Raw genomic sequence first — 23,423 nt, 5'->3', positions numbered from 1 at the left:
ATTGACCTTGATCTCTTCCGCGCTGACGGCGTTTTCTATGGCCATAACAAGGTCCCCTTTTTAGCGTTTGTGGCCGGTGTCGAGACGGCGTTCCGTGTACATTGAATAGCGCGACATGCCGAAGCAGAACAGCCAGAAGATGAAGGCCGCGAACACCAGGCCGGATCTGGCCGTCTGCGGCGTCGCCCAGTTGGCGTCGGAGAAGTTCTGTTTGACGATGCCGAGCAGGTCGAACATCGAGATGACGATGACCAGGCTGGTGTCCTTGAACATGCCGATGAAGGTGTTGACGATGCCGGGAATGACCAGCTTCAGCGCCTGCGGCATGACGACCAGACCCATCTTCTGCCAGTAGCTGAGGCCGAGCGAGTCGGCGCCCTCATACTGGCCTTTGGGGATCGCCTGCAGGCCGCCGCGCACCACTTCGGCCATGTAGGCGGCGGCAAACAGCGACACGCCGATCAGCGCGCGCAGGAACTTGTCGAAGCTGACGCCGGCCGGCAGGAACAGCGGCAGCATCACGCTGGCAAAGAACAGCACCGTAATCAGCGGGATGCCGCGTACCGTCTCGATGAAGATCACGCACAGCAGCTTGACGATCGGCATGTTCGAGCGCCGGCCGAGCGCCAGCACGATACCGATCGGCAGCGACACGGCAATGCCGACGAAGGACAGGCTGAGCGTCACCAGCAGCCCACCCCAACGCGACGTCTCGACATGCGGCAGGCCGAACATGCCGCCGACCAGCAGAACGAAGGCGACGACCGGCAGCGCCAGGAAGAGAAGGATGGCGTTCAGCCCTTTGCGCGGTACGCGCGGTATGAGCAAAGGCACCAGCAGTGCCACGAACAGAATGGCCACCACGATCGGCCGCCAACGCTCCTCGACAGGATAGGTGCCGAACATGAACTGGCCGAACTTGGCGTTGACGAATGCCCAGCAAGCACCGGTCCAGCCATCTGGCTGGATGCCGCCTTGCGCCACGGTGGCGCAGACCGAGCGGTCCGGTCCGGTCCACTGGGCGTTGATGAAGGCCCAATTGATGATTTGCGGCAGGATCATAGCGACCAGCGCGATGCCGACGATGGTCAAGATGGTGTCGCCCGTGGTGGCAATCAGGTTCTTGCGGATCCAGGCGGTGAGGCCACGCTCGCTCGACGGCGCCGGCTGCGCCAGCGTCATCTCCGTCCGCACCCAGGACATGTCGTGTTCCTGCATGGCCCTACCTCTCCACCAGCGCCATCCTGGCATTGACGACGTTCATGATCGCCGACGTGATCAGGCTGAGCGCGAGATAGACAGCCATCATGATCACCACGCCTTCGACCGCCTGCCCGGTCTGGTTCAAGACAGTGCCGGCAGTCGCCGTCAGGTCCGGATAGCCGATGGCGATGGCGAGCGAAGAGTTCTTGGTCAGGTTCAGATACTGGCTGGTCAGCGGCGGAATGACGATGCGCATCGCCTGCGGCACGACGACAAGCCTGAGGATCGATCCCGAGCGCAGCCCGAGTGCCGCGGCCGCCTCGGTCTGGCCCGTGCTGACGCCCCTGATGCCGGCGCGCACGATCTCGGCGATGAAGGCGGCCGTATAGCAGGACAACGCCAGATAGAGCGACAGGAACTCCGGCCTGACCTGAAAGCCACCGACCAGGTTGAAGGTCGATTGTTTCGGGAATTCGAAGCTCAGCGGAAAGCCGCTCAGCGCGTAAGCCAGCAGCGGCAGGCCGACGATCAACGCTATGGATGTCCAGAGCACCGGGAACGGCTGACCCGTCGCCATCTGCCGCTGTCGCGCCTTGCGGGCGACGAACCAGGCCATGGCAATGCCGAGGAGCAGAGCGACCAGGATCAGCCAGGAGCCTTCGCCCCAGACAGCGCGCGGAAAATAGAAGCCGCGCTGGTTGAGAAAGGAGCCGAACGGCAAATTGATGCTCTCGCGCGGCGGCGGCAGCACAGCAAGCACGCCGGAATACCAGAAGAAGATGACCAGCAGCGGCGGGATGTTGCGGAAGACCTCGACGTAGACAGTGCAGATCTTCCTGATCAGCCAGTTGCGCGACAGTCGGCCGATGCCGACGATGAAACCGATAATGGTGGCGGTGATGATGCCGAAGACGGCAACGATCACGGTGTTGATAAAGCCAACCAGGATGGCTCGGAAATAGGTCGAATCCGACGAATAAGCGATCGCGCTTTCGCTGATATCGAAGCCGGCGCGGCCCTTGAGGAAGCCAAAGCCGGAAGCGATGTGCAAGCGCGTCAGATTGACGAGGACGTTGTGGGTAACCCACCAGACCCCGGCTACAAGCAGGACGAGGACCACTGCCTGAAAGAATATACCGCGGACGCGAGGATCATTGATGAAGGAACCGCGGCTTGGCTCCTCGCGAAGAACTTCCTGCGATGCCATTCGACAGTCCCCTGGAAAGAGAGACCGGAAGGCAGACGATCTGCCTTCCGGATCCATTTTCGATCAGCGGATCGGCGGAGCGTATTGCAGGCCGCCCTTGGTCCACAGCGCGTTGATGCCGCGCGCGATCTTCAGCGGGCTGCCCGAGCCGACATTGCGCTCGAACATCTCGCCGTAATTACCGACGGCCTTGACGATGTTGACGACCCAATCGTTGGAGACCCCGAGATCGGTGCCGATCTTGGTGTCGGCTTCCTGGCCGAGCACGCGCTTGATCTCGGGACTATCCGAGTTCTTCATCTCGTCGACATTGGCCTTGGTGATGCCCAGTTCCTCGGCGTCGAGCAACGCGAAATAGGTCCACTTGACGATGTGGTACCATTGGTCGTCGCCCTGGCGTACGGCCGGCCCAAGCGGTTCCTTGGAGATGATTTCGGGCAACACGACGTGGTCGGCCGGCGCACCGAGCGTCAGGCGGATGCCATAGAGGCCCGACTGGTCGGTGGTGTAGACGTCGCAGCGGCCGGCGTCATAGGCGGCGTTGACCTCTTCCAACTTTTCGAAGACGACCGGGTTGTACTCCATCTTGTTCGACTTGAAATAGTCGGCAAGGTTGAGTTCGGTCGTGGTGCCGCTCTGCACGCAGACCGCCGCGCCCGAAAGCTGCAGCGCCGAGTTCACGCCCGGAAGCTTCTTGGCGTTGATCATGAAGCCCTGGCCGTCATAATAAGTCGTGCCGACGAAGTTCAGGCCGAGTGCGGTGTCGCGATTGATGGTCCAGGTGGTATTGCGCGACAGGATGTCGATCTCGCCCGACTGCAGAGCGGTGAACCGCTCCTTGGCGCTGAGCGGCGTAAACTTCACCTTGGTGCCATCGCCGAACACGGCGGCCGCCACAGCGCGACAGAAGTCCGCGTCGATGCCTTGCCACTCACCCTTGTCGTCCGGCGCCGAGAAGCCGGCCAGACCGGTCGAGACGCCGCATTGGATGAAGCCCTTCGCCTTGACATCGTCGAGCGTGGCCGCCGAGGCCGCCGAAGCCGCCAATCCAAACGCGGCGGCGCCCAAAATGCCGATTGCAATGTGTTTCATGACCCACAGACCCTTTTCTGTTTTTTCCAGGCGAACCTGACTTTTTCCCGTGTGAACGCAGCTATGTATTCCGGCCCGTTACCGGAATCCCGCATCGTAACCGACGCGCTGCCTCCCATTCACGAACAACATCGAAGGCGATTATTCCTGTGAGGTCAAGGGAAATGACCAAATCCGAAAGACTTTGAAAACCCACCGCCTGAAATGCCTGAAATTGCAGACAAACGCGCTCGCAAATTGGTCAGCGCGCCAATAAAGCCGGCAAAGTCCGACCGTGACTTGCCAAGCGCACCTAGCAGCCGCCCAGAGGATCTACGGCGCACTGCTGAATTGGCATATTCAAGACCTTGGCCTGGCGAGTGCGGTGCGGTTGCGCGGCCAATGCCGCCGCACTATGGCTAACGACCTACCCATGGGACGAAAAGCAATGGCAAAAGACGGCAGCGAGACGGGCATCAACACGCGGCTCGCCCATTCCGGCAACAACCCGCATGACTATTTCGGCTTCGTCAATCCGCCGGTGGTGCATGCCTCGACCGTGCTCTATCCCAACGCGGCGACGATGGCTTCACGCAGCCAGAAATACACCTACGGCACGCGCGGCACGCCGACCACCGATGCGCTGAACAGCGCGATCGATGCGCTGGAAGGCTCCGCCGGCACGGTCGCGGTGCCATCGGGCCTGGCCGCGGTGACGCTGCCGCTGCTCGCCTTCCTGTCGGCCGGCGATCATCTGTTGATCGTCGATTCCGTCTATCATCCGACCCGCAACTTCGCCGACACGATGCTGAAGCGGCTGGGCATCGAGGTCGAGTATTACGAACCGCGCATCGGCGCCGGCATCGCAGCGCTGATCAAGCCCAACACCAGGGTGGTGCTCACCGAATCGCCGGCTTCCAACACTTTCGAGGTGCAGGACATACCGGCCATCGCCAAGGCAGCACATGCCGCCGGCGCCATCGTCATGATGGACAACACCTGGGCGACGCCGCTCTACTTCCGCCCGCTCGATCACGGCGTCGACATCTCGATCCATGCGGCGACGAAATACCCTGCCGGCCATTCCGACGTGCTGCTCGGCACGGTCTCGGCCAATGCAGCCTGCTGGAATCAGCTTTGCGAGACCTTCAACACGCTGGGCTGCTGCGCCGGACCAGACGACGTCTACCAGGTGCTGCGCGGCCTGCGCACGATGGGCGTGCGGCTGGAGCGCCATCAAAAGAGCGCGCTTGCTCTCGCCGGCTGGCTGGAGAGCCAGCCGGGCGTGGCGCAGGTGCTGCATCCGGGGCTGCCCAGCCATCCCGACCACGCTTTGTGGAAGCGCGATTTTTGCGGATCGAGCGGCATCTTCTCTATCGTTCTTGCAGGCGGCGGACAGAAGCAGCAGCACGCCTTCCTCGACGCGTTGAAGTTTTTCGGCCTCGGCTATTCGTGGGGCGGCTATGAGAGCCTTGCCGTGCCGGTATTCCTGGGCGACCGCACCATCGCCAAGGGCCCGTATGACGGGCCGCTGGTGCGCCTGCAGATCGGGCTCGAGGATGTCGAGGATTTGAAGGCCGACCTGGCGCGCGGGCTGGCGGCTGCCGCAGAGGCCTGAGCCAGCACCTTTCCAGGCTGAGCCAGGAAATCGGCGTAACAGCCTGGAAAAATTGCGATCCTGAGCGATGTCATGGCGACCGACCAGCCGATGATACGGCGTCTACAAAATAGAAACCCCGGTGTGGTGGAGGCGGTAGAATAGCCTCTGCCGGCGCTTGATGCGGATCGAGGCTGGCCGGCGGATTGGTCGGGAACCTTTTGCCGGCCGATGCATCCAATGTCGCGATGAGAAGCCTATCAGGAGATCGGCCATGCCTGCTGCGTTGACGGCAACGCCCGCCGCTTCCGGCGACATGCAGCTTGTCGGCCGCGCGCTGGCACGCGATGGCGATGCATTCCGCACCATCATCAAGACGCACAACCAAAGGCTCTACCGCATCGCCCGCGGCGTTGTGCGGAACGACAGCGAGGCCGAGGACATCGTCCAGGAGGCCTATGTCAGCGCCTTTGCCCATCTCGAGGCCTTTCGCGGCGATGCCTCGCTCGCCACGTGGCTGTCGCGTATCGTGATCAACGAAGCGCTCGGCCGCTTGCGCAAAAGGCGGCGAATGGTAGCGATGCCTGAAAACCCGCAAGCCGAAATCATCCGGTTTCCCCTCAACCCGAGCGACGATCCGGAGCGGACGATGGCGCAACGGCAGATCCTTGAGCTTGTCGAACGGGCAACCGACAGTCTTCCCGATGTCTACCGGATGGTGTTCGTGGCGCGCGTCATCGAAGGATTGAGCATCGAGGAGACCGCCGAACTGCTTGGCGTGCGACCAGAAACCATCAAGACCCGGCTGCACCGCGCCCGTGCGCTGGTGCGCAAGGCGCTGGACGACCAGATCGGCCCGGTGCTGCCCGACGCCTTTCCGTTCGCGGGCCGGCGCTGCGAACGGCTGACCAATGCCGTGATGCAGCGGCTTGGTCTTTCCGGATAGGTCGCGCCGATTTTCGCGGGAACGTTTGCCGGCGACCTGCATCCAATGAGCGTCACTGAAAACGAAGCCCGATGCAGCTCCGCGTCGGGGTGAAGGAGAGCATCATGTTTATTCGACCGACCGCGGCACTGGCCGCATTTTTGCTGCTTAGCGCAGCGCCCTTGTCGCAAGCTGCCGACAAGCCGACCGATCCGCAGATCGCGCATATCGCCTACACAGCGGGCGTGCTTGACGTCGAAGCGGCCAAGCAGGCGCTGAAGAAATCGAAAAACAAAGAGGTCGTGGATTTCGCCAAGGACATGGTGCAAGATCACGAGGCGGTCAACAAACAGGCTCTCGACCTGGTCAAGAAGCTCAAGGTCACGCCTGAGGACAATCCGACCAGCAAGGCGCTGACCAAGGCGGCGGCCGAGGAACGTACCAAGCTTGCCAAGCTCAAGGGTGCGGCGTTCGACAAGGCCTATGTCGCCAGCGAAGTGGCCTACCACAAGCAGGTCAACGGCGCGCTCGAAACGCTGCTGATCCCGTCGGCCAGCAATGCCGAGCTGAAGAGCCTGCTGGAAACCGGCCTGAAAATATTCCAGGGCCACGAACAGCACGCCGAGCACGTCGCCGGCATGCTGAAGTGAGGATAGGGCCAATGGTGTCGAGGCGGCATCTGTGGGTCGCGCTGGCGCTGACCATCGGCGCCGCGCCGGCCAAGGCCGAAACCATCGAGGTGACGATCGACAAGCTTGTGTTTTCGCCGGCAAGGATCGAGGCGAAGGTCGGCGACACAATCAGGTGGGTGAACAAGGACGTGTTCGCCCACACGGCAACCGTCAACGGCGGCTGGGAAGTGATGATCCTGCCGAAGAAGGCGGCGAGCCTGACGGTGAAGAACGTGGAATCAGTCGATTATTTCTGCCGCTTCCATCCGAACATGAAAGGCCATCTCACGGTGACGTCGCCCTGACAGGCTACTGCATGTCGCGCAAAAGTGTGCAGCGGTTTTGCGATAACGACATGCATAAACAAGAGCCTAAAGCGCGTCGCATGAGGCGGGTCGAATGCGACGCGCTTTTAGGCCGCCAGCCATGCCGTCCCTACAAGAAGCGTGACCAGCGTCAATGGCAGGCCGACCTTGAAGAAGGCGATGAAGCCCAGCGGTTTGCCGGAGACCCGCGCGTGCTCGGCAACGATCAGATTGGCGACCGAGCCGAGCAGCGTGAAATTGCCGGCCAGTGTCGAGCTCATGGCGACGACCAGCCAGGCCCGCTCGGGGTTTTCCAGTCCGGGCACGAACGGCTTCAGCGCCAGCACGGCCGGGACATTGCTCATGATGTTGGACAGCACTGCGGTGAAGCCGGACAGCCGCCAGACATCATTTAGTCCAAGGTCTTTTGCCGAAGCGATGATGTCGGGCGTAAGCAGCGTCTTCTCCGCCCCGGCGACGACGATGAAAAGCCCGGCGAACATGAACAGCAGCGGCCCATCGATCTCGCGATAGATGCGCTCAGGCTTGATGGCGCGGGTCAGCAACAGAATCGCGCCGCCGATCAGCGCCGCCTTGGCAACGGGAACGCCGGCAAAGAAGGCGACCGCCAAACCGATACAGACGACCACCGCCTTGAGCACCTGCCCCGGCAGCATGCGACCGCGATAGACTTCGGGGCTGAGCTCGGCCTTGCGCGAAAATTCGGCGCGGTAGACGATGCGGATGATGACGATGACGGCGACGAGGCCGAACAGGGCCACCGGCGCAAGCGCCGCCGAGAAGGCCGGATAGGAAATCCCCGACAGGGCGCCGATGACCATGTTCTGCGGATTGCCGGTGATGGTGGCGACACTGCCGCAATTGGATGCGGTCGCCGTGGCGATCAGGTAGGGCACCGGGTTGCGGTTGATGACGCGGGTGACGTGGACGACGATTGGCGCCATGACCAGGCAGATGGCGTCGTTGACGAGGAATGCCGACAGGACGCCGGTCAACAGCGTCACCATCACCAGCAGCATGAACGGCGCATGCGCATGCTCGATGGCGAACCCGCCGAGCGCGCGAAAGGCGCCCGACACTTTCAGATGCGCCACGACGATCATCATGCCGAGCAGAAGCGTGATGGTGTCGAAGCTGATGGCGCGGTAGGCGTCTTCCATGTCGAGCGCGCCGATGGCGATCATCGCCGCACCGCCGAGCAGCGCGATGCCTGCCCGGTCGAGGCGCAGCCCGGGTACCCTGCCGACGGCAACGCCGGCATAGGTCAGGACAAGGACCAGCAGTGCCGCCGCGCCCATCGCTGTCATGTTTCGGAAATCCTGTGCGACTGGCGAGTGAACGTGTCCGGAATGGACCTAAAATATTGGCGATCCCGACAGGATTCGAACCTGTGACCATCGGCTTAGAAGGCCGGTGCTCTATCCAGCTGAGCTACGGGACCGCTGGCCGGCCGCATGACCGGCGGATTGTGCCGGCAGGGCCGGTATGGGATCAATGCGTCCAGGGCGTCCTGCGGTCATAGCGGAAATTCTCCGCATAGGAAATCTGGCGGCGCTTGATTTCCTTCGGCTCCTCGACGCGGAAAGCCAGCCCTTCCTTCTCGGCATAGGCGACCGCCTCTTCTCTTGTGTCGAAGGTCAGCCTGATCTGGCTTCGCATGTCGCCGGACGTGGTGTAGCCCATCAGCGGATCGATCTTCTTGCGCTGCTCCGGATCGAATTCCAGCACCCAATAGCCGGTCTTGGCCTTGCCGGACTGCATCGCGGTTTTGGCTGGGCTGAAAATGCGGGCTGACATGACCACCTCATTGCTGGTTGCAAGCACACGACCCCGACACCAGATTACTGTTCTCTGGCCATGCACTAGCCCGTCATTACTGCGCAATGCCGCCGGCAGCAAGGCCGATGGCTTTTTACGCTTGCTTTGGTGGGCCGAAATCACTAGGCAACAGACCGTTCGGAGTGTAGCGCAGCCTGGTAGCGCATCTGGTTTGGGACCAGAGGGTCGGGAGTTCGAATCTCTCCACTCCGACCATTCATCAAGCGAATCTCGTCGGCAGCGCAAGCGGATCACGCTCGAGCGTGTCTCCGTCGTCGGTCATGCTTAAGCGACGGACGGACAGCACGAGCCCGCGCTGCCCGTCCGACATGCAAGCCGTCAGCCCTGGATGAAGGCCAGCAGATCCGGATTGATGATCTCCGGGTGGGTGGTGCACATGCCGTGCGGTAGGCCCTTGTAGACCTTGAGCGTGCCGTGCTTCACCAGCTTGGCCGCAAGCAGCGCGGAATCGGCGATCGGCACGATCTGGTCGTCGTCGCCATGCATGATCAGGACCGGAACCTCGATCTTTTTGAGGTCGTCGGTGAAATCGGTCTCCGAGAATGCCTTGATGCAGTCGTAATGGGCCTTGGCTCCGCCCATCATGCCCTGGCGCCACCAATTGTCGACGGCGCCTTGCGAAACCTTGGCGCCGTCGCGGTTGAAGCCATAGAACGGGCCGGCCGGCACATCCCTGTAGAACTGGGCGCGATTGGCGGCCAGAGCGGCGCGAAAGCCGTCGAAGACCTCGATCGGAAGACCGCCGGGATTGCTGTCGGACTTGACCATGATCGGCGGCACGGCGCCGATCAGCACCGCCTTGGCAACACGCCCCCCGCCGCCATAAAGCGCGACGTAACGCGCCACCTCGCCGCCACCGGTCGAGTGGCCGATGTGGATCGCATCCCTGAGATCGAGATGCGCGGCCAGCGCCGCCACGTCAGCAGCATAGGTGTCCATATCGTTGCCGGTCGCGGTCTGCGACGAGCGGCCGTGGCCGCGGCGGTCATGGGCAATGACGCGGTAGCCCTTTTCGAGGAAGAACAGCATCTGGTTGTCCCAATCGTCGCCGCTGAGCGGCCAGCCGTGATGGAAGACGATCGGCTGGCCCTTGCCCCAATCCTTGTAGAAAATCTCGGTGCCGTCATGGGTGGTGAATGTGCTCATCGTTCTACTCCTTGATGGAAAGTTGGGGGGTAACACGGAAGCTTTTAGCCCCTTCAGCTGGACAAATTATAACAGCGCGGTCAGGGTGAGCATTGGCAAAACGGACATTCAACGTGGCAAAACTGACAAATGACGGCTGCGCGTGATCTGATCGAAATCGGCCTTGTCTTGTATCCCGGCGTGCAGGAAGCAGCCGTGCTCGGCCTGACCGATCTTTTCATGCTGGCAAACCGGCTGGCTGTCGAGCGGTCGCCGGACGCGCTGAGGCTTCGCGTCAGCCATTGGCAGTGGCAGGAGGCGAGCCAAACGGTCATCCGCACCTTCGACAGCGGGTCCGGTGCTCGCCATGGACCTGCCATGGTCATCTTGCCTCCGACCCTAGGTGATCCGATTCCGCGCGAGGCGGCAGCACCCTATGCCGGCTGGCTCAGGGACCGTCATGCCGCAGGCGCGACGCTCGGCTCGGTCTGCGCCGGCGCCTTCGTGCTTGCCGAGACCGGCCTGTTGTCCGGTCGCGCGGCGACAACGCACTGGGCCTATCGCGACGCGCTGGCGCTACGCTTTCCAGACATCCTGCTCGACGCCGACAGGCTGGTCATCGACGATGGCGACATCATCACCGCGGGCGGCTACATGGCCTGGACCGACCTCGGGCTGAAGCTGGTGGACAGGGTGCTCGGGTCGGCCGTCATGATGGACACGGCGCGTTTCATGCTGGTCGACCCGCCGGGCCGCGAGCAACGTTTTTACAGCCCGTTTGCGCCGCGGCTGACCCATGACGACGAAGCGATCCTCAAGGTGCAGCATTGGCTTCAGGCGAACGGCGCGCGCGACGTGACGCTCGGCGCCATGGCCGAGCTTGCCGGGCTGGAGGAGCGGACTTTCCTGCGCAGGTTCCGCAATGCCACTGGCCTCAGGCCGACGGAATATTGCCAGCACCTGCGAGTCGGCAAGGCGCGCGAGATGCTGGAAACCACGATACGGTCGATCGACCAGATCGCCTGGGAGGTCGGCTATGACGATCCCGGCTCCTTCCGCAAAGTATTCGCCAGGATAACCGGGCTGGTGCCCGGCGATTATCGCCGGCGCTTCGGCGCGGAACGAGCGGTGGTTGCAGGCGGCGATCGGGCTGAAGCGATAGCGAGGCTAGAGCAATGACCGATCGACCAAGCACGACCTGCGATGAGTGCGGCAGTACATACTTCGCCGACAGCAGTGCAATGGCCAGTGCCGAATGCGCATCTTGGCTCTATGGATATCCAAACTGCCAGCATCATTTCGAAAACGGCCGATGCACGGTCTGCGGGTGGGACGGCTCTCAATCAAAATACGTCGCCGACCTCGCTTCCAGGCGAGACCGATAGCGATCGGGATTGCCGCATGACGGCAAGCTCGCCGGGCGAGAACCCCAACCACCCATCTCCCGGCGAGCCCACTAACCTGATTTGATACGCAATCAGGACCGGGATTAGCCGGCAAGCTCTTTGCTGCAAGACAGATGCCAGCCTTTTTTCTCGAAATGGGACAGTGGCGGAACTGGAATCGTCAAATCTCGAACTCGCCCTGCCCTTCGTCCATGGCGCTGACCGTCTCGGCTGCCAGGGCGCGGGTGATCGGCGTCTTGCGCTCGAGCGCGGTGCGGTCGAGCCGTTCGACCACCCGCATGGCGGTGGCCAGCGAGCGTTCGATGCGGCGCACCAGATATTGCACGACATGCGGCTCGACCTCGACCTGGCGGTCGGCGAACAGCTTTGTGATGACGCCGGCCAGCAGAAGATCGTCGGGTTCGTGGATCTCGACGGTCGCCGCCGCCTTGAGCCGCGACGCCAGGTCGGGCAGCCTGACACCCCAGGCGGATGGAAAGCGCCGCGCCGTCAACAGCAAGGTCGAGCCGGCGCCGCGCACCGCGTTGATCAGGTGGAACAGACCGTGCTCGTCGACCGGGCCGGCGTCGACATCGTCGATCAGGGCCGGATGCGCGCCGAGATTTTCGATGCAGTCGCCGATGCGGCCTGCCTCCACTTTCACCGCGTCGGCGCGGGTCCGCCAGATCGAGGCCAGATGGGTTTTCCCCGAGCCGGCCGGCCCGGCCAGCACAACGACCGGCGACGGCCAGTCCGGCCAGCGGTCGACAAGCGCCGCCGCCTGGCTGTTGGTGCTGGAGACGACGAGCTCGTCGCGCGAATAGCCGGTGCCGTGGCCTAGATCGAGCGGCAATTGACGCGGCGGATCGATCTTGTCCGGCATCTGGCTCAACCGCGCGTGCCCCCGCGGCGGCGCACCTGCAGCGGCGGCACCGGCTCGTCGGCATGGCCCTTGTAGAGCGGCGATTCGAGATAGCGCGCGATGGCGAAGCGCACCAGAACGGCAACGGCGGCGGAAGCCGGTACGGCAATCAGCAGGCCGACGAAGCCGAACAGCGCGCCGAAGGCAAACAGCGCAAACATCAGCCACACCGGATGCAGGCCGACGCTTTTGCCGACTAGCCTGGGCTGCAGGATGTTGCCCTCGATGAACTGGCCGACGAAGAACACGCCGGCCACTGCCGCGACCATGGTCCAGTCCGGCCAGAACTGGACGAAGGCGACGCCGACGGCCAGCACCAGGCCCGTCAGCGAGCCGACATAGGGGATGAAGGAGATCAGCCCGGCGAACAGGCCGATGAGGATGCCGAAATTCAGTCCCGTCAGCGTCAGCCCGGTGGCATACATGGCGCCGAGCACCAGGCACAGCGTGCCCTGGCCGCGCACGAAGCCGGCGGTCGCCGTGTTGATGTCCCTGGCGATCGTCCTGACGGTCTTGACATAGTCGCGCGGCACCCAGCTGTCGACGATTGTCACCATGCGGTCCCAGTCGAGCAGCATGTAGAAGGCGACGACCGGCGTCACCACGAACAGGCTGATGACCGAGACCAGCGCCACGCCGGAGCTCCAGATCGAGGTGAAGACAGTGGTCAGGAGGCCGAAGCCGGAGGTCAGCAGCGAGTTCAAGCCTTCGCGCAGGCCGTTGGCGTCGACGCCAAATTTCTCTTCCAGCCATTTCGGGTCGAAGCTGGTGATCAGGCCTTGCAGCCGAGTCAGATAGTCCGGCAGCTTACTGGCGAAATCAGCCATCTGCGAGGCGAGCACCGGAACCAGGATGACGACGGCCAGCACCAGGACGACGATGAAGGCGATGAGGATGACCACCGTCGCCATCAGCCTGGACAGGCCGAGACGCTCCAGCCGGTCGGCGACGGGATCGAGGAAATAGGCGAGCACCATGCCAGCGACGAAGGGTAGAAGGATGCCGCTGAAGACATAGAGGAAGACGGCGAGGATGATGGCGCTGACCAGCCAGAAGCGGATCTGGCGGCGAAACGACGCCGATGCCGCAGCCTCCGCTGCCGCGGCTTCGGCCTCGGCGTCGATGGACCGTTCGTCAGGTGCCCGGTGTTCAGGTGCCCCGTGTTCAGGTGCCCCGCGTTCAGGTGCCGGGTGTGGAGCCTTCGCCATAGCCGCTCATATGCCTCAGCCAAGCCACGAGATAGGCCGCGGCCGAAGCCACGGTCAAGACCCCGGACAGCAATATGAGGGCCGGCCTCAGCGGATCGAGACTGATGTCAAAGGCGAGTTCGCCAAGCACCACCGCCGCCAGCACGATCTGGATCGCAGTATTGGCCTTCGACACCAGGAGCGGCTTCATCTCGACGGGATGCGCCATGACGGTGGACAAAAGCACGGCGCAGACGATCAGCGCGTCGCGCGACACCATGGTGATGACCAGCCACAGCGGCAGTTCGCCGCTGAAGCCCATGACCACGAAGACCGAGACGAGCAGCAGCTTGTCGGCCATCGGGTCGAGATAGGCGCCGAGCCTGGAAAACTGATTGAAATGGCGGGCAATGAAGCCGTCGACGCCATCTGAAATGCCGGCAATGAGGAAGCCGGCAAAGGCCCAGTCCCAGCGTTCCTGCAGCATGGCCAGCACCACGGCCGGCACCAGCACGAAGCGCATGATCGTGATCATGTTGGGGATGGTCAAACGCATATCCCGTCGCACTTGTTTGTCGATACATGATCGAGATGGAGGGTTACGGCAAGTGAGAAGCGACAAAAGTTGGGCCGTGCACGCGTTTGTCGAGAGCGCACTGGCAGCGAAGCTGTTTTGGAACAAGCGGCGCAGTGGCTGGACTCTTCGGCAACCATCAAGGGCACCATGGCGCAACAAAGAGGGAGTGAAACCTTGTCTTTGGCCGTTGGCGAAGCGCGTAAGTATCTCGATACGTTCATGACGGGACATGGCTTTCGCCGCATCCGGAAAGGCGTCTTCGAAGTCGACCGGAGCGACGATATCAGCCTAATTCTCGAAGAGGCCTTTACTGCGAGCTATGGCGATGTTCATGTGAACATGCTCGTTTACCTGGACTTTCTTACCGTCAGGCCGTTGCTTGAAAGGCTGTACGGCAAAAAACGGATCTGGCCCGGACTGTCGCAGTTTCATCCTGAAACGATATTTAACAATGAGCTGAAAGCTTATGCTCGTTACTTCGAGCACCTTGACCAGACGAGCATAGATAGGTTGCTGGGGAAATATGTCGAGCTGGCGCGACGGATCAGGGCTCAGAACCCGGACCTCGCCAGTTACGTCGCCGGACATAGCGAGTTGCTCGACAAACCTTACGAATTCACACAGCCCTTCGCAGTTCGGATCCTCGCGCTGATTGCCTGCGAAATCGAACTTGGGCACTACGAGCGGGTGAAGCAGGCTGTGCACTGGATTCGAACGAACAATAGCGGAATAGCGCTGAGCGGCTACGCCAAGGCACAACTCGACCGCGTCGACATGGTTCTGGCGGAACGAGAGGGGCGTCCGTAAGGGCGGCAGCTTGGGCGACTGTCCACTCTTTTGTCGAGCCAAGACCGTCTGATCCCGCCGTCATCCTTGCGAGGTGCGGCCGTTCATGCGAAGAGCCCGGGAAAGCAATAGCTTATTTTCCCAACTGCCGAACGACGATGGCGCAGAGAATCACAATCGCTTGGCGAGTCACGCTTTGCTATCTGGCCGGACTGACAGAAAGTCTGCTGGCTTTCGCATCTTTCGGAACCCCGCACCGCAACATAGCGACGCAAGATCTTCTGTGGGCCTTCGCTCTTGAGCTGGCCGTGGGCGTGGTCGTCTCTTGGCCCCTTTGGCTGACGGCTGCGGTCGTGGCGTTCTTGTTCGCGAGGTCGGTCGTTGCAAACCCCGGTCTGTGGGCTGCCGCGGCGGCTTTGGTCGCCGCCGGCTTCTCGTATGGAATTCTGCCCTTCGACGGCGAAATCAGGTCTCTTGCCACCGTCGGTGGCCTCGCCGCAATTCTGGCGGGGATTTCTTTTTACTGTTGGAGTATATCGCGCCCGGTTCCGCCGGTATCCAACTAAAAACACCATCATCGCGCGCTTGCCTTGCGGGGCAAAACCGTTCATGCGAAGAGCCCGCAAGCGAATGAAACCAGCGACAGGCAAGCGCAACAGATGAGCAGGCGCCGGAAATGAGCAAGCGCAAGAACGGGCTCACCTATGCCGAAGCGGGCGTCGACATCGATGCCGGCAATCTCATGGTCGAGAAGATCAAGCCGCTGGTGCGCGCCACCCGCCGGCCGGGCGCCAATGGCGAAATCGGCGGCTTCGGCGGCGTGTTCGATCTCAAGGCAGCCGGCTTTACCGATCCCGTGCTGGTCGCCGCCAATGACGGCGTCGGCACCAAGCTGAAGATCGCCATCGATGCCGGCAAGCACGACACGATCGGCATCGATCTCGTCGCCATGTGCGTCAACGACATCGTCGTACAAGGCGCCGAGCCGCTGTTCTTCCTCGACTATTTCGCCACCGGCAAGCTCGATCCCGACCAGGGTGCTTCGATCGTCGGCGGTATCGCTGCCGGCTGCCGGCAGGCCGGCTGCGCGCTGATCGGTGGCGAGACGGCGGAAATGCCCGGCATGTATCACGACAAGGATTACGACCTTGCCGGCTTTGCCGTCGGCGCCGCCGAACGCGGCCAGCTGCTGCCGACCGACGACATCGTCGAGGGCGATGTGCTGCTCGGCCTTGCCTCGTCGGGCCTGCATTCGAACGGCTTTTCGCTGGTCCGCCGCATCGTCGCGGTAAGCGGCCTTGGCTGGGGCGATCCGGCGCCGTTCAATGACGAGGCGACGCTGGCCGAGGCGCTGCTCGAGCCGACGCGCATCTACGTCAAGTCGATCCTCAAGGCGATCCGCAACACGCATGGCATCAAGGCGCTGGCCCATATCACTGGCGGCGGCTTTCCCGAAAACATCCCGCGCGTTCTGCCCAAGGATTTTTCGGCCGAGCTCGATCTCGGCGCCATCGAGGTGCCGCCGGTGTTTTCGTGGCTGGCCAAGACCGGCGGCGTCGCGCCGGAAGAGATGATGCGCACCTTCAATTGCGGTATCGGCATGATCCTGGTCGTCGCCTCGGGCCAGGCGGCTCAGGTCGCTGCCGTGCTACAGGAAGCCGGCGAGACGGTGACGCCGATCGGCCAGATCGTGCCGCGCCGCGATGCCGGCGTCATCTATCGGGGCTCGATCGGCCTATGAGCAAGAAACGGACGGTCGTACTGATCTCTGGGCGCGGCTCCAACATGACGGCGCTGATTGCGGCGGCGAGCAACCCGGCCTATCCGGCCGAGATCGTCGGCGTCATCTCCGATCGCGCCAATGCCGCCGGTCTCGGCATCGCCGCGGCTCGCGGCATCGCCACCAGGGTGATTTCGCGCTCGGACCATGCCAGCAAGGAAGCGCATGACGGGGCGATCGACGCGGCCCTTGTCTCTTTCGGCGCCGAGATCATCGCGCTGGCCGGCTATATGCGCATCCTCGGCGCGCGTTTCGTCGAGAAATGGCAGGGCCGCATGATCAATATCCACCCTGCCCTGCTGCCTGCCTTCAAGGGGCTGGATACGCACGCGCGAGCCATCCGCGCGGGCATGCGCATCCATGGCTGCACGGTGCATTTCGTCACGCTCGACATGGATGATGGGCCGATCATCGCCCAGGCCGCCGTGCCGGTGATGGTCGGCGACAATGAGGATACGCTGGCCGCGCGCGTGCTCAAGGCCGAGCACCAGCTCTATCCGCTGGCGCTGGGGCTGGTCGCCGAAGGCAAGGCGCGGATGGAAGGCGGCCGCACGGTGTTTTCGCGCTTCGCCGACGATGCCGACAACGCCACGTCGGTGGTGATCGCGCCCGACCCGCTGCGCGAAGAGACCGATCTCGAGCACCTGGCGCGGATCACGCCGTGATTGCTTTTTAATCGGCTGGGTCGTGAGCCCCACAAATTAGCCGTGCGGTGGGCTGCGAGAGTCTGCTGTCTCGACCCAGATTTTTCGGCAGCGCAGCGCAAGGATGCGATGTGCCAAAGGCAGACGCCAGTGATATTGATTTCGGGTACAACGAGGTATGACGTCCGTGCCCGAAACGACAGACTATGACACCATCGCAGGGCGTTACTCGGCGATGATCGATGACCGGCCCTGGAATGCTCTCTACGAGCGCCCGACGACCTTGCAGCTCCTGCCATCGGTCGACAATATCGATGTTCTTGACGCCGGTTGCGGTCACGGCTGGTACGCCGATTGGCTGACGTGCCACGGTGCTCGCGTGGTCGCTGTAGACCGCAGCGCCGCAATGGTTGCTCTCGCGCAGAAGCGCGTCGCAGGTCGCGCCCGCGTGATCAAGGGCGACGTGAGCAATCTGCGAGGTACCCTCGGCGACGAGACTTTTGACCTCGTGCTATCTTCGCTCGTCCTCCACTACCTGGCGGACCTACCAGCCGTCTTTTCTGAATATGCGCGGCTGCTTCGACCAACTGGCACGCTGGTATTTTCGACGCATCACCCAGTTCACGATCACGTCAGCATTCTCGATCCTGGATATTTGAATGCCGAACTGATCGAGGAGGAATGGGGATGGCTCGGCGAGAAAATGCTCTACTATCGAAGGCCGCTGCGCGATCTGACTGATCCTCTTGCGGATGCCGGATTTGTCATTGAGCGGATGTGCGAGCCGACGCCAAGTGAGGAACTGAGGCTGAAGGACCCAAAGGGACATGATCGACTTTGCCGCCTCCCGGCGTTCATTTTCGTGCGCGCCCGGAAGGGCAGCTCATAGATGACGTGATGTCGCCGACAACGCAGGTAAATCAAAGGAGACAGCTTGATGGTCACCGTCGAAAAAGTCAGCGAGGTGCTACCCGAATGGGGGCTTGACCAGCCCTTGCGCATAGCCGAAGCGGAGCGACTACGGAAAGCCTGGACAGATGGGCTGGAAAGCGGTCCGTTCGCGCGGTTCGACATCGGGGAGATAATACAGAAAGCTCGCGGCCGGTTCGGCAACGCCACCAACAACCAGCGGAATGGCTGACATCCAGATCGTTGACGATCGACAATTATCTCGTGCTTTATCGGCTGGCCGAACAGCGCGTCGAGACCGTCCGCGTCGTGCATGGCGCACGCGACGTTTCGGCCTTATTTTGAATCCATGAAGCAACTGCTGCTCCTGCGTCACGCCAAGTCGAGTTGGGACGATCCCGATCTCATCGACTTCGACCGGCCGCTGTCCGGGCGCGGGCTGAAGGCAGCGCCGCTGGTCGGCCGCGAACTGGCCCGGCGCGGCTGGCTGCCGGAGCTGGCGCTGGTATCGCCGGCGCTGCGCACCCGCGACACTTGGCGGCTGGTCTCGGCGGAATTGCCGGCGAAGGTGCAGGCCAAATTTGCCCAGGCGCTCTACGAGGCAGCGGCGGCGGACATCCTCGCCAAGGTTCGGCAAGTAAAGGCGGGGACCGGAACGCTGCTGGTGCTTGGCCACAATCCCGGGTTGGAGGAGTTCGCGCGCGGTCTTGCCGGGGCTGGATCGGATGAAGCGGCGCTGAAGAAGCTGGCGGAAAAATTCCCCACCGCGGCCCTGGCTCGGTTCGATGTCGATGGCGATTGGGCCGGTCTCAGCTTCGGCGGCGCCCGGCTGACGCACTGCATTTGGCCGAAGGATCTGCGTTAGGGATTTACCAACAGGCCGGGGGAAGGATCGCCGATCCTTTCGACCGACCGAGCTTCGCACAAACAAGAGCGGCGGGCCAGGCCCGCCGCTCTTTGTGCTCCGGAGTTTGAGGACCTATCGGCCCCAGTTGCCCCGGCCAGATTGGGGCACTACGGGTTGATCCGTGCCGAAGCGGGTCGTCGCCTCGGTGTCGACGGCGTTGTGCTCAGCCGTCAGCGGCTTGCGGATGGAACCGGTTAACCCGCCGTCGATATTGCCGACAGGCGCATTGCCAACAGGCGCGGCCGGCTGGTTGACGCCGTCCGAACCAAAATGATCGCTGCCGGCTAAGGCGCTGCCCGTGGCGATGAGGACGATGGTGGCGACGGTAAGAGCAATCTTGGTCATTTCAGGTACTCCAGTGTACTGGTCATTCGTGAGTTGTCGTTGCTTTCAACGCATTCGAGATGAGAGCGCTGTCCGCGCCGACGAATACGCACCCGGCCTTTTCCGACGTGCACGTTGCTGGACGATTTCAGCAACCGAGATTGTGGCTACAGATGAAACCTGCAAATCAAAGTATGGCGTAGGATACGACCCGGCGCGCACGCCCGTTGATAGGCGAAAGCAAGAGTAGCGGGCCAAGCCCGCCGCTCTTGTGTTCCAGGGCTGTGATAATCAGCGGCCCCAGATGCCTTGGCCGGATTCAGGCGCCACCGACTCGGAGGTCGTCTTGGCCCCGGTATGCTCGGAAGCGACCGGCTTGCGGATCGAACCGGTCAAGGTGTTGTCGACGTTGGCAGCAGGAGCGGCCGGCTGGTTGACATTGTCCGAGCCATAATGGTCGCTGCCGGCAAAAGCGGTGCCGGTGGCAACAAGGATGGCCGCGGCGGTAAGAGCGATCTTGGTCATTTCAGGTACTCCGGTATTTCTTCGTTCTGTCCGTCACGTGGCGTGCCTTGGGAGGAATTCGCGTCGCTCGGACCACCCCGAGATGGGTCGGCAAGCCTGTCGTTTCCAATCACGAAAATTTTGTACGGGTGCGCCAAATTGGCCGCTTGAAATTCGACATGCGGCTCCTTTAGCCACAATGTTATTCTTTCTTTTCAATTGGTTATGCGGTCATTGGTGATTTGCGGCGCTAACATTCTGTGAGCCGGCGTTCACCGCTTCCCGTACGCTCCGTCAACAGAACCGAACCGTTCGGTTCGAGTTCGTTTACGTTTGGCTGATCAGCGCTTTCAGAGCCTCGATCGACATGCCTGCCGACGGATCAATAGGCAATGAAAATCACGCTGCCAGTTCAGCGCCAGCGGTTTCATGCTTGGGCCGCGCGCTGGCCAGAAGCACGACGGGGCAGTTGCAGGCGGCTAAAACAGCGCCGGCGGTTTCGCCGAAGAACAGGTCCTCACCCGGACGTTGGGTAACGCCCATCACGACGATCGCCGCGCCTTTGGCCGCCTCCCGGGCGATCGCCTTGTCGGGTGTGACGCGGGTATGGAACGCTGTGTCGACATGCAGGCCGTAGCGGCCCGCCAGATCGGCGATGTCTTTCAGCACGGCCTCTTCGCGGCTATGCGACACGGATGTCGACCTGCGGCCCTTGGCTGCCCTTTGCGAGACGTAGAGAACCTTGATCCGCGCCCGGTTTGGACGGGCCAGCGCCAGTGCCAAGTCGGCGGCGCGACGCGCCACCTGGGTTCCGTTGACGGGGACGAGAATGCTGGTGCCGGCCTTCAGCGTCGGCATCTTTTCGGCAGCATTGCCGCCGTTCAGGACCAGGCAAAGCGGGCCGTCAAATCCTGCGGCAATGTCGTTGAGGGCCGGTGCAAAGGCGCCATCGGCGGTCAGCACATCGTCAAGGCCGACCAGCAACAGGCCGTATCCCTTGCGGGCCTCTTCGGCGATCGTCTTACCCGTGGCTTCCAATTCGGTGCGGGCCGTCAGGTGGACTTTATCGACAAGCGTATCATCGATCCGTTTCACCGCCTGGGCGCTTTTTCTTGCACCCTTCTTGATTTCCTGCAGGGCGCGCTCCTGTCCCTTGCTATCGGTTGGCCTGTCAATTCGGCCGTCTTTCGGCTGAAGCAAGGTGGTGGGCAGGCGAAGCAAGGTGGTGGGCATGCCGCTGCCTCCGCCGACTAGTCCGGCGAGATAGGCAGTGAACTTGCCGATCCTGCTGTCGTCGACCAGCACCAGCAGCCGCTCCAGCCTGGAAATGAAGCCGTATTCGTCCAACGCCTCGCGCTCGACACGCTGCTGCTCGTCGTGCCCAACCGGCAGCCGGCCGAGCGCCCAGCGCAGCATCGGAGGCATGGCCAAGGTGGTGATCACGGCCATGGTGACGATCATGGTGAAGAGATTGTGCGACAGGATGTTCATCGACAGGCCGATGCTGGCGACGATCACCTCGGTCGAGCCGCGCGCGTTCATTGCACTGCCGACGGCGATTGCTTCCTTGAACGACATGGCGGCGAATTTGGCGCCGATGAATGCGCCGCCAAACTTGCCGATGCTGGCGATGACCACGAGTGCGCCCGTCAGCATGGCAAGCGTCGGATCGGCGAGCACGGTGAGATCGGCGGAAAGCCCCGCCATGCCGAAGAAGATCGGCATGAACAGCGCGGTGATGACGCCGCGAAGCTGGCCTTCGATATGGCTGGAGAGGATAGGCGATTCCCCGACAAGGATGCCGGCGACGAACGCCCCCAGCACGGTATGGACGCCTATCAGATTGGTGATCAGCGCCATCGCTCCCATGATGATGAGGATCATGGTGATCACCGCAAACTCGCTGCGGAATTGATCGTTGGTCCAGCGGATCAGGGTGAAGACAAGACGGCGGCCAATGGTGAAGGAGAACACCATGAACAGTGCCACCGCGGCGATGGTGGTCACCAGCGGCGCGAACTGCAGCCTGCCGTTGGTGGCGATACCGAAGGTTACGGCGATGACCAGCCAGCCGATCGTGTCCTCGATGATCGCCGAGGAAATAATCACCTGTCCGAGGTTGCGGCGCATGAAGTTCATTTCGCGCACCACCATGGCGACGACCTTGACCGACGAGATCGACAGCGCGGTGCCCAGGAACAGCCCGGCGACGGTGCGTTGCGTGGGGTCAGCCAGCAATGCGTCCGGCAGGAACTGCGCCAGCGCGAAACCGCAGATGAAGGGCACCACGACGCCGGTAGCCGAAATGGAAAAACAGGCCGCGCCAACCCGGCGCACAAGCCGCAGGTCCGTCTCCATGCCGGTCAGCAAAAGCAGCATCAGGATGCCGAGCTGCGAGACCGCGTCGATCATGCCCTTTTGCGCGGGATCGCTGGGAAAGATCAGGTGCTGAGCCGACGGCCACAGCCAGCCGAACAGCGAAGGACCAAGCAGGATGCCGCCGATCAGTTGGCCCATGATTGCCGGCTGGCCATAGCGCTGCAGCACTTCGCCCAGGCCGCGCCCGACAAGCAGCAGAAGCACGATCTCGGCGACGAAAGCGCCCTCGCCCGAACCGCCCATGCCGGAGGCCTTGGACCCGGCAACAAGCGTCTCCGCCGCCCAGGCCGCGCCTGCGGGGACGAAAGCGCAAACCAGCAGCGCCAGGCTGGAACGTGTCGGAGCCTGCCAAGCCATGAAACCCCCATCGCCCAATGCACGTGTCCAACAACGCGCGACAGCGCGTTGCGTTGCCAGACAGGGCGTTGCTAGACGTGGACGTCACCGAAGGAGAGTTCGCCGTCGTCGCTCTCCGTCAGGAAGGCTGCCACCAATAGGCCGGCATAGAGGACGGCGACCAGCACGACGATGACCGCGCCCGGAACTGGGCCTAAGGCAGCACTGGTGACGGCCTCACGCATCGACCCAACGAAACCGATGCGGACGCCTTCGTTTAAGAGGCTGGGGGTCGACAGTTTGAGGATCCAGGCCAGCAGCAGGATCAGCAGCATGTAGATGTAATTGCGACGCAGGCGGCGCGCCAAAGCCACTCGTTGCGAAATCAGGAATTTTGGTGCGCGCAGGCTCTCGCCGACGATCAACAGCCAATCGGACGCGAAATCCGGCCGCGGCGAGAATACCTGCGCGAAATAGTGCCGTTCGAACTGGCGCACGCGAGCCCGATAGAAGTCGAAGAAGCGGTATCGCCGCGCCTCTATCCACAGCAGCAGCAGAACAAGCAGCATGGCAAACAGCAGCACGCCGTGGTGAGCGCTGGCTGTCGAAAGCGAGACAGACAGCATCGCCGCGACAACCGTTATCGCCCAGTTGCTCGTCCGGTCCAGGCGGTCGCGCCACCCAGCCATGCGCGCAATCTCGGCGCGATGAAAGTGGGACATCGTGGTTACGAGTTCGCCGGACGACAGTGTCCTTCCGATGGGATCCGGCGCCGCCAACGCTTCTGCCATGACCATGCCTCCACCCGCCACGCGAAAA

At 62.5% G+C, this 23,423-nt stretch carries 26 protein-coding genes and 2 tRNA genes; 13 read left to right on the top strand and 15 right to left on the bottom strand.

The features are described from left to right. Positions 1-60: 60 nt before the first annotated feature. The 3 genes from NKH70_RS06385 to NKH70_RS06375 form a co-directional block, all read right to left on the bottom strand. Positions 61-1,218 (bottom strand): amino acid ABC transporter permease, encoded by a 1,158-nt coding sequence (locus NKH70_RS06385; protein WP_352911339.1) that lies wholly within the window; start codon positions 1,216-1,218, stop codon positions 61-63. Positions 1,219-1,222: 4 nt separating this feature from the next. Then, complete coding sequence (locus tag NKH70_RS06380) at positions 1,223-2,410, bottom strand: amino acid ABC transporter permease (RefSeq protein ID WP_352911342.1); 1,188 nt, start codon at positions 2,408-2,410, stop codon at positions 1,223-1,225. Positions 2,411-2,473: 63 nt separating this feature from the next. Beyond that, complete coding sequence (locus tag NKH70_RS06375; RefSeq protein WP_352911345.1) at positions 2,474-3,502, bottom strand: amino acid ABC transporter substrate-binding protein; 1,029 nt, start codon at positions 3,500-3,502, stop codon at positions 2,474-2,476. 427 nt (positions 3,503-3,929) lie between these two features. Here NKH70_RS06375 and NKH70_RS06370 point away from each other — a divergent pair, with 427 nt between their 5' ends. From NKH70_RS06370 to NKH70_RS06355, 4 genes are all read left to right on the top strand, one after another. Continuing rightward, positions 3,930-5,099: a cystathionine beta-lyase gene (locus NKH70_RS06370; protein ID WP_352911348.1), complete on the top strand. Its 1,170-nt coding sequence runs from the start codon at positions 3,930-3,932 to the stop codon at positions 5,097-5,099. 253 nt (positions 5,100-5,352) lie between these two features. Then, positions 5,353-6,024 (top strand): RNA polymerase sigma factor, encoded by a 672-nt coding sequence (locus NKH70_RS06365; RefSeq protein ID WP_352911351.1) that lies wholly within the window; start codon positions 5,353-5,355, stop codon positions 6,022-6,024. Positions 6,025-6,128: 104 nt separating this feature from the next. Beyond that, complete coding sequence (locus tag NKH70_RS06360) at positions 6,129-6,653, top strand: DUF4142 domain-containing protein (RefSeq protein ID WP_352911354.1); 525 nt, start codon at positions 6,129-6,131, stop codon at positions 6,651-6,653. Positions 6,654-6,664: 11 nt separating this feature from the next. Continuing rightward, entirely contained in the window at positions 6,665-6,979 is a 315-nt protein-coding gene (locus NKH70_RS06355) for a cupredoxin domain-containing protein (protein ID WP_352911357.1), read from the top strand. A 107-nt stretch (positions 6,980-7,086) separates the two neighbouring features. Here the strand turns inward: NKH70_RS06355 and NKH70_RS06350 are convergent, their stop codons facing one another. The 3 genes from NKH70_RS06350 to NKH70_RS06340 all read right to left on the bottom strand — a co-directional run bounded on the left by NKH70_RS06350 (position 7,087) and on the right by NKH70_RS06340 (position 8,797). Further along, positions 7,087-8,307: an anion transporter gene (locus NKH70_RS06350; protein ID WP_352911360.1), complete on the bottom strand. Its 1,221-nt coding sequence runs from the start codon at positions 8,305-8,307 to the stop codon at positions 7,087-7,089. 57 nt (positions 8,308-8,364) lie between these two features. Beyond that, positions 8,365-8,441: transfer RNA gene (locus NKH70_RS06345), tRNA-Arg, on the bottom strand. A gap of 50 nt (positions 8,442-8,491) precedes the next feature. Next, a complete protein-coding gene (locus NKH70_RS06340; protein WP_023677641.1) occupies positions 8,492-8,797 on the bottom strand; it encodes an ETC complex I subunit in 306 nt (101 codons plus the stop codon). Positions 8,798-8,957: 160 nt separating this feature from the next. Here NKH70_RS06340 and NKH70_RS06335 point away from each other — a divergent pair. After that, positions 8,958-9,034 (top strand) — tRNA-Pro (locus NKH70_RS06335). A 123-nt stretch (positions 9,035-9,157) separates the two neighbouring features. Here the strand turns inward: NKH70_RS06335 and NKH70_RS06330 are convergent. Continuing rightward, positions 9,158-9,985: an alpha/beta fold hydrolase gene (locus NKH70_RS06330; protein ID WP_352911363.1), complete on the bottom strand. Its 828-nt coding sequence runs from the start codon at positions 9,983-9,985 to the stop codon at positions 9,158-9,160. Positions 9,986-10,114: 129 nt separating this feature from the next. On the opposite strand from NKH70_RS06330, the gene NKH70_RS06325 reads away from it, so the two are divergent. Next, entirely contained in the window at positions 10,115-11,143 is a 1,029-nt protein-coding gene (locus NKH70_RS06325; protein ID WP_353024976.1) for a GlxA family transcriptional regulator, read from the top strand. 387 nt (positions 11,144-11,530) lie between these two features. On the opposite strand, the gene hdaA is transcribed toward NKH70_RS06325, so the two are convergent. From hdaA to NKH70_RS06310, 3 genes are read right to left on the bottom strand one after another with little or no spacing between them, the layout of a single operon-like run. Continuing rightward, complete coding sequence (hdaA, locus tag NKH70_RS06320; RefSeq protein ID WP_254820322.1) at positions 11,531-12,232, bottom strand: DnaA regulatory inactivator HdaA; 702 nt, start codon at positions 12,230-12,232, stop codon at positions 11,531-11,533. 5 nt (positions 12,233-12,237) lie between these two features. Further along, complete coding sequence (locus NKH70_RS06315; RefSeq protein ID WP_353024974.1) at positions 12,238-13,479, bottom strand: AI-2E family transporter; 1,242 nt, start codon at positions 13,477-13,479, stop codon at positions 12,238-12,240. After that, positions 13,451-14,008 (bottom strand): CDP-alcohol phosphatidyltransferase family protein, encoded by a 558-nt coding sequence (locus NKH70_RS06310; protein WP_352911370.1) that lies wholly within the window; start codon positions 14,006-14,008, stop codon positions 13,451-13,453. The genes NKH70_RS06315 and NKH70_RS06310 overlap by 29 nt, the downstream gene beginning before the upstream one ends. 75 nt (positions 14,009-14,083) lie before the next feature. Between NKH70_RS06310 and NKH70_RS06305 the strand changes: the two genes are divergently transcribed. Continuing rightward, a complete protein-coding gene (locus NKH70_RS06305) occupies positions 14,084-14,842 on the top strand; it encodes a hypothetical protein (protein WP_353024973.1) in 759 nt (252 codons plus the stop codon). Positions 14,843-14,925: 83 nt separating this feature from the next. Here NKH70_RS06305 and NKH70_RS06300 read toward each other — a convergent pair whose 3' ends face one another. Then, positions 14,926-15,432 (bottom strand): hypothetical protein, encoded by a 507-nt coding sequence (locus NKH70_RS06300; protein WP_352911374.1) that lies wholly within the window; start codon positions 15,430-15,432, stop codon positions 14,926-14,928. A 65-nt stretch (positions 15,433-15,497) separates the two neighbouring features. Here NKH70_RS06300 and purM point away from each other — a divergent pair, with 65 nt between their 5' ends. The 6 genes from purM to NKH70_RS06270 all read left to right on the top strand — a co-directional run bounded on the left by purM (position 15,498) and on the right by NKH70_RS06270 (position 19,019). Further along, entirely contained in the window at positions 15,498-16,562 is a 1,065-nt protein-coding gene (gene purM / locus NKH70_RS06295; protein WP_353024971.1) for a phosphoribosylformylglycinamidine cyclo-ligase, read from the top strand. Further along, positions 16,559-17,266, top strand: coding sequence for a phosphoribosylglycinamide formyltransferase (gene purN / locus NKH70_RS06290; RefSeq protein ID WP_352911376.1), 708 nt, complete (start codon positions 16,559-16,561; stop codon positions 17,264-17,266). Before purM ends, purN begins: the two co-directional genes overlap by 4 nt. A 166-nt stretch (positions 17,267-17,432) precedes the next feature. Further along, positions 17,433-18,134, top strand: a complete 702-nt coding sequence (locus tag NKH70_RS06285) for a class I SAM-dependent methyltransferase (protein ID WP_352911379.1) — start codon at positions 17,433-17,435, stop codon at positions 18,132-18,134. A 48-nt stretch (positions 18,135-18,182) separates the two neighbouring features. Beyond that, positions 18,183-18,386: a hypothetical protein gene (locus tag NKH70_RS06280; protein ID WP_352911381.1), complete on the top strand. Its 204-nt coding sequence runs from the start codon at positions 18,183-18,185 to the stop codon at positions 18,384-18,386. 11 nt (positions 18,387-18,397) lie between these two features. Then, positions 18,398-18,499, top strand: a complete 102-nt coding sequence (locus tag NKH70_RS06275) for a hypothetical protein (protein WP_352911382.1) — start codon at positions 18,398-18,400, stop codon at positions 18,497-18,499. Positions 18,500-18,503: 4 nt separating this feature from the next. Beyond that, positions 18,504-19,019 (top strand): SixA phosphatase family protein, encoded by a 516-nt coding sequence (locus tag NKH70_RS06270; RefSeq protein ID WP_352911385.1) that lies wholly within the window; start codon positions 18,504-18,506, stop codon positions 19,017-19,019. A 114-nt stretch (positions 19,020-19,133) separates the two neighbouring features. Here the strand turns inward: NKH70_RS06270 and NKH70_RS06265 are convergent, their stop codons facing one another. The 4 genes from NKH70_RS06265 to NKH70_RS06250 form a co-directional block, all read right to left on the bottom strand. Further along, on the bottom strand, positions 19,134-19,406 hold the full coding sequence (locus tag NKH70_RS06265; RefSeq protein WP_352911386.1) for a DUF680 domain-containing protein: 273 nt from the start codon (positions 19,404-19,406) through the stop codon (positions 19,134-19,136). Between the two features lie 270 nt (positions 19,407-19,676). Continuing rightward, positions 19,677-19,910 (bottom strand): DUF680 domain-containing protein, encoded by a 234-nt coding sequence (locus NKH70_RS06260; RefSeq protein WP_352977718.1) that lies wholly within the window; start codon positions 19,908-19,910, stop codon positions 19,677-19,679. Between the two features lie 378 nt (positions 19,911-20,288). Further along, positions 20,289-22,625, bottom strand: a complete 2,337-nt coding sequence (locus NKH70_RS06255; protein WP_352977719.1) for a cation:proton antiporter domain-containing protein — start codon at positions 22,623-22,625, stop codon at positions 20,289-20,291. A 71-nt stretch (positions 22,626-22,696) separates the two neighbouring features. Next, complete coding sequence (locus NKH70_RS06250; protein WP_502908322.1) at positions 22,697-23,383, bottom strand: DUF2270 domain-containing protein; 687 nt, start codon at positions 23,381-23,383, stop codon at positions 22,697-22,699. Positions 23,384-23,423: the final 40 nt, after the last annotated feature.

The organism is Mesorhizobium sp. M0991, from assembly GCF_040318915.1.
In the GTDB taxonomy this organism is placed as follows: domain Bacteria; phylum Pseudomonadota; class Alphaproteobacteria; order Rhizobiales; family Rhizobiaceae; genus Mesorhizobium.
Note: the sequence above shows the minus strand (reverse complement) of the source record. Positions and strands in the feature narration are given on the sequence as shown.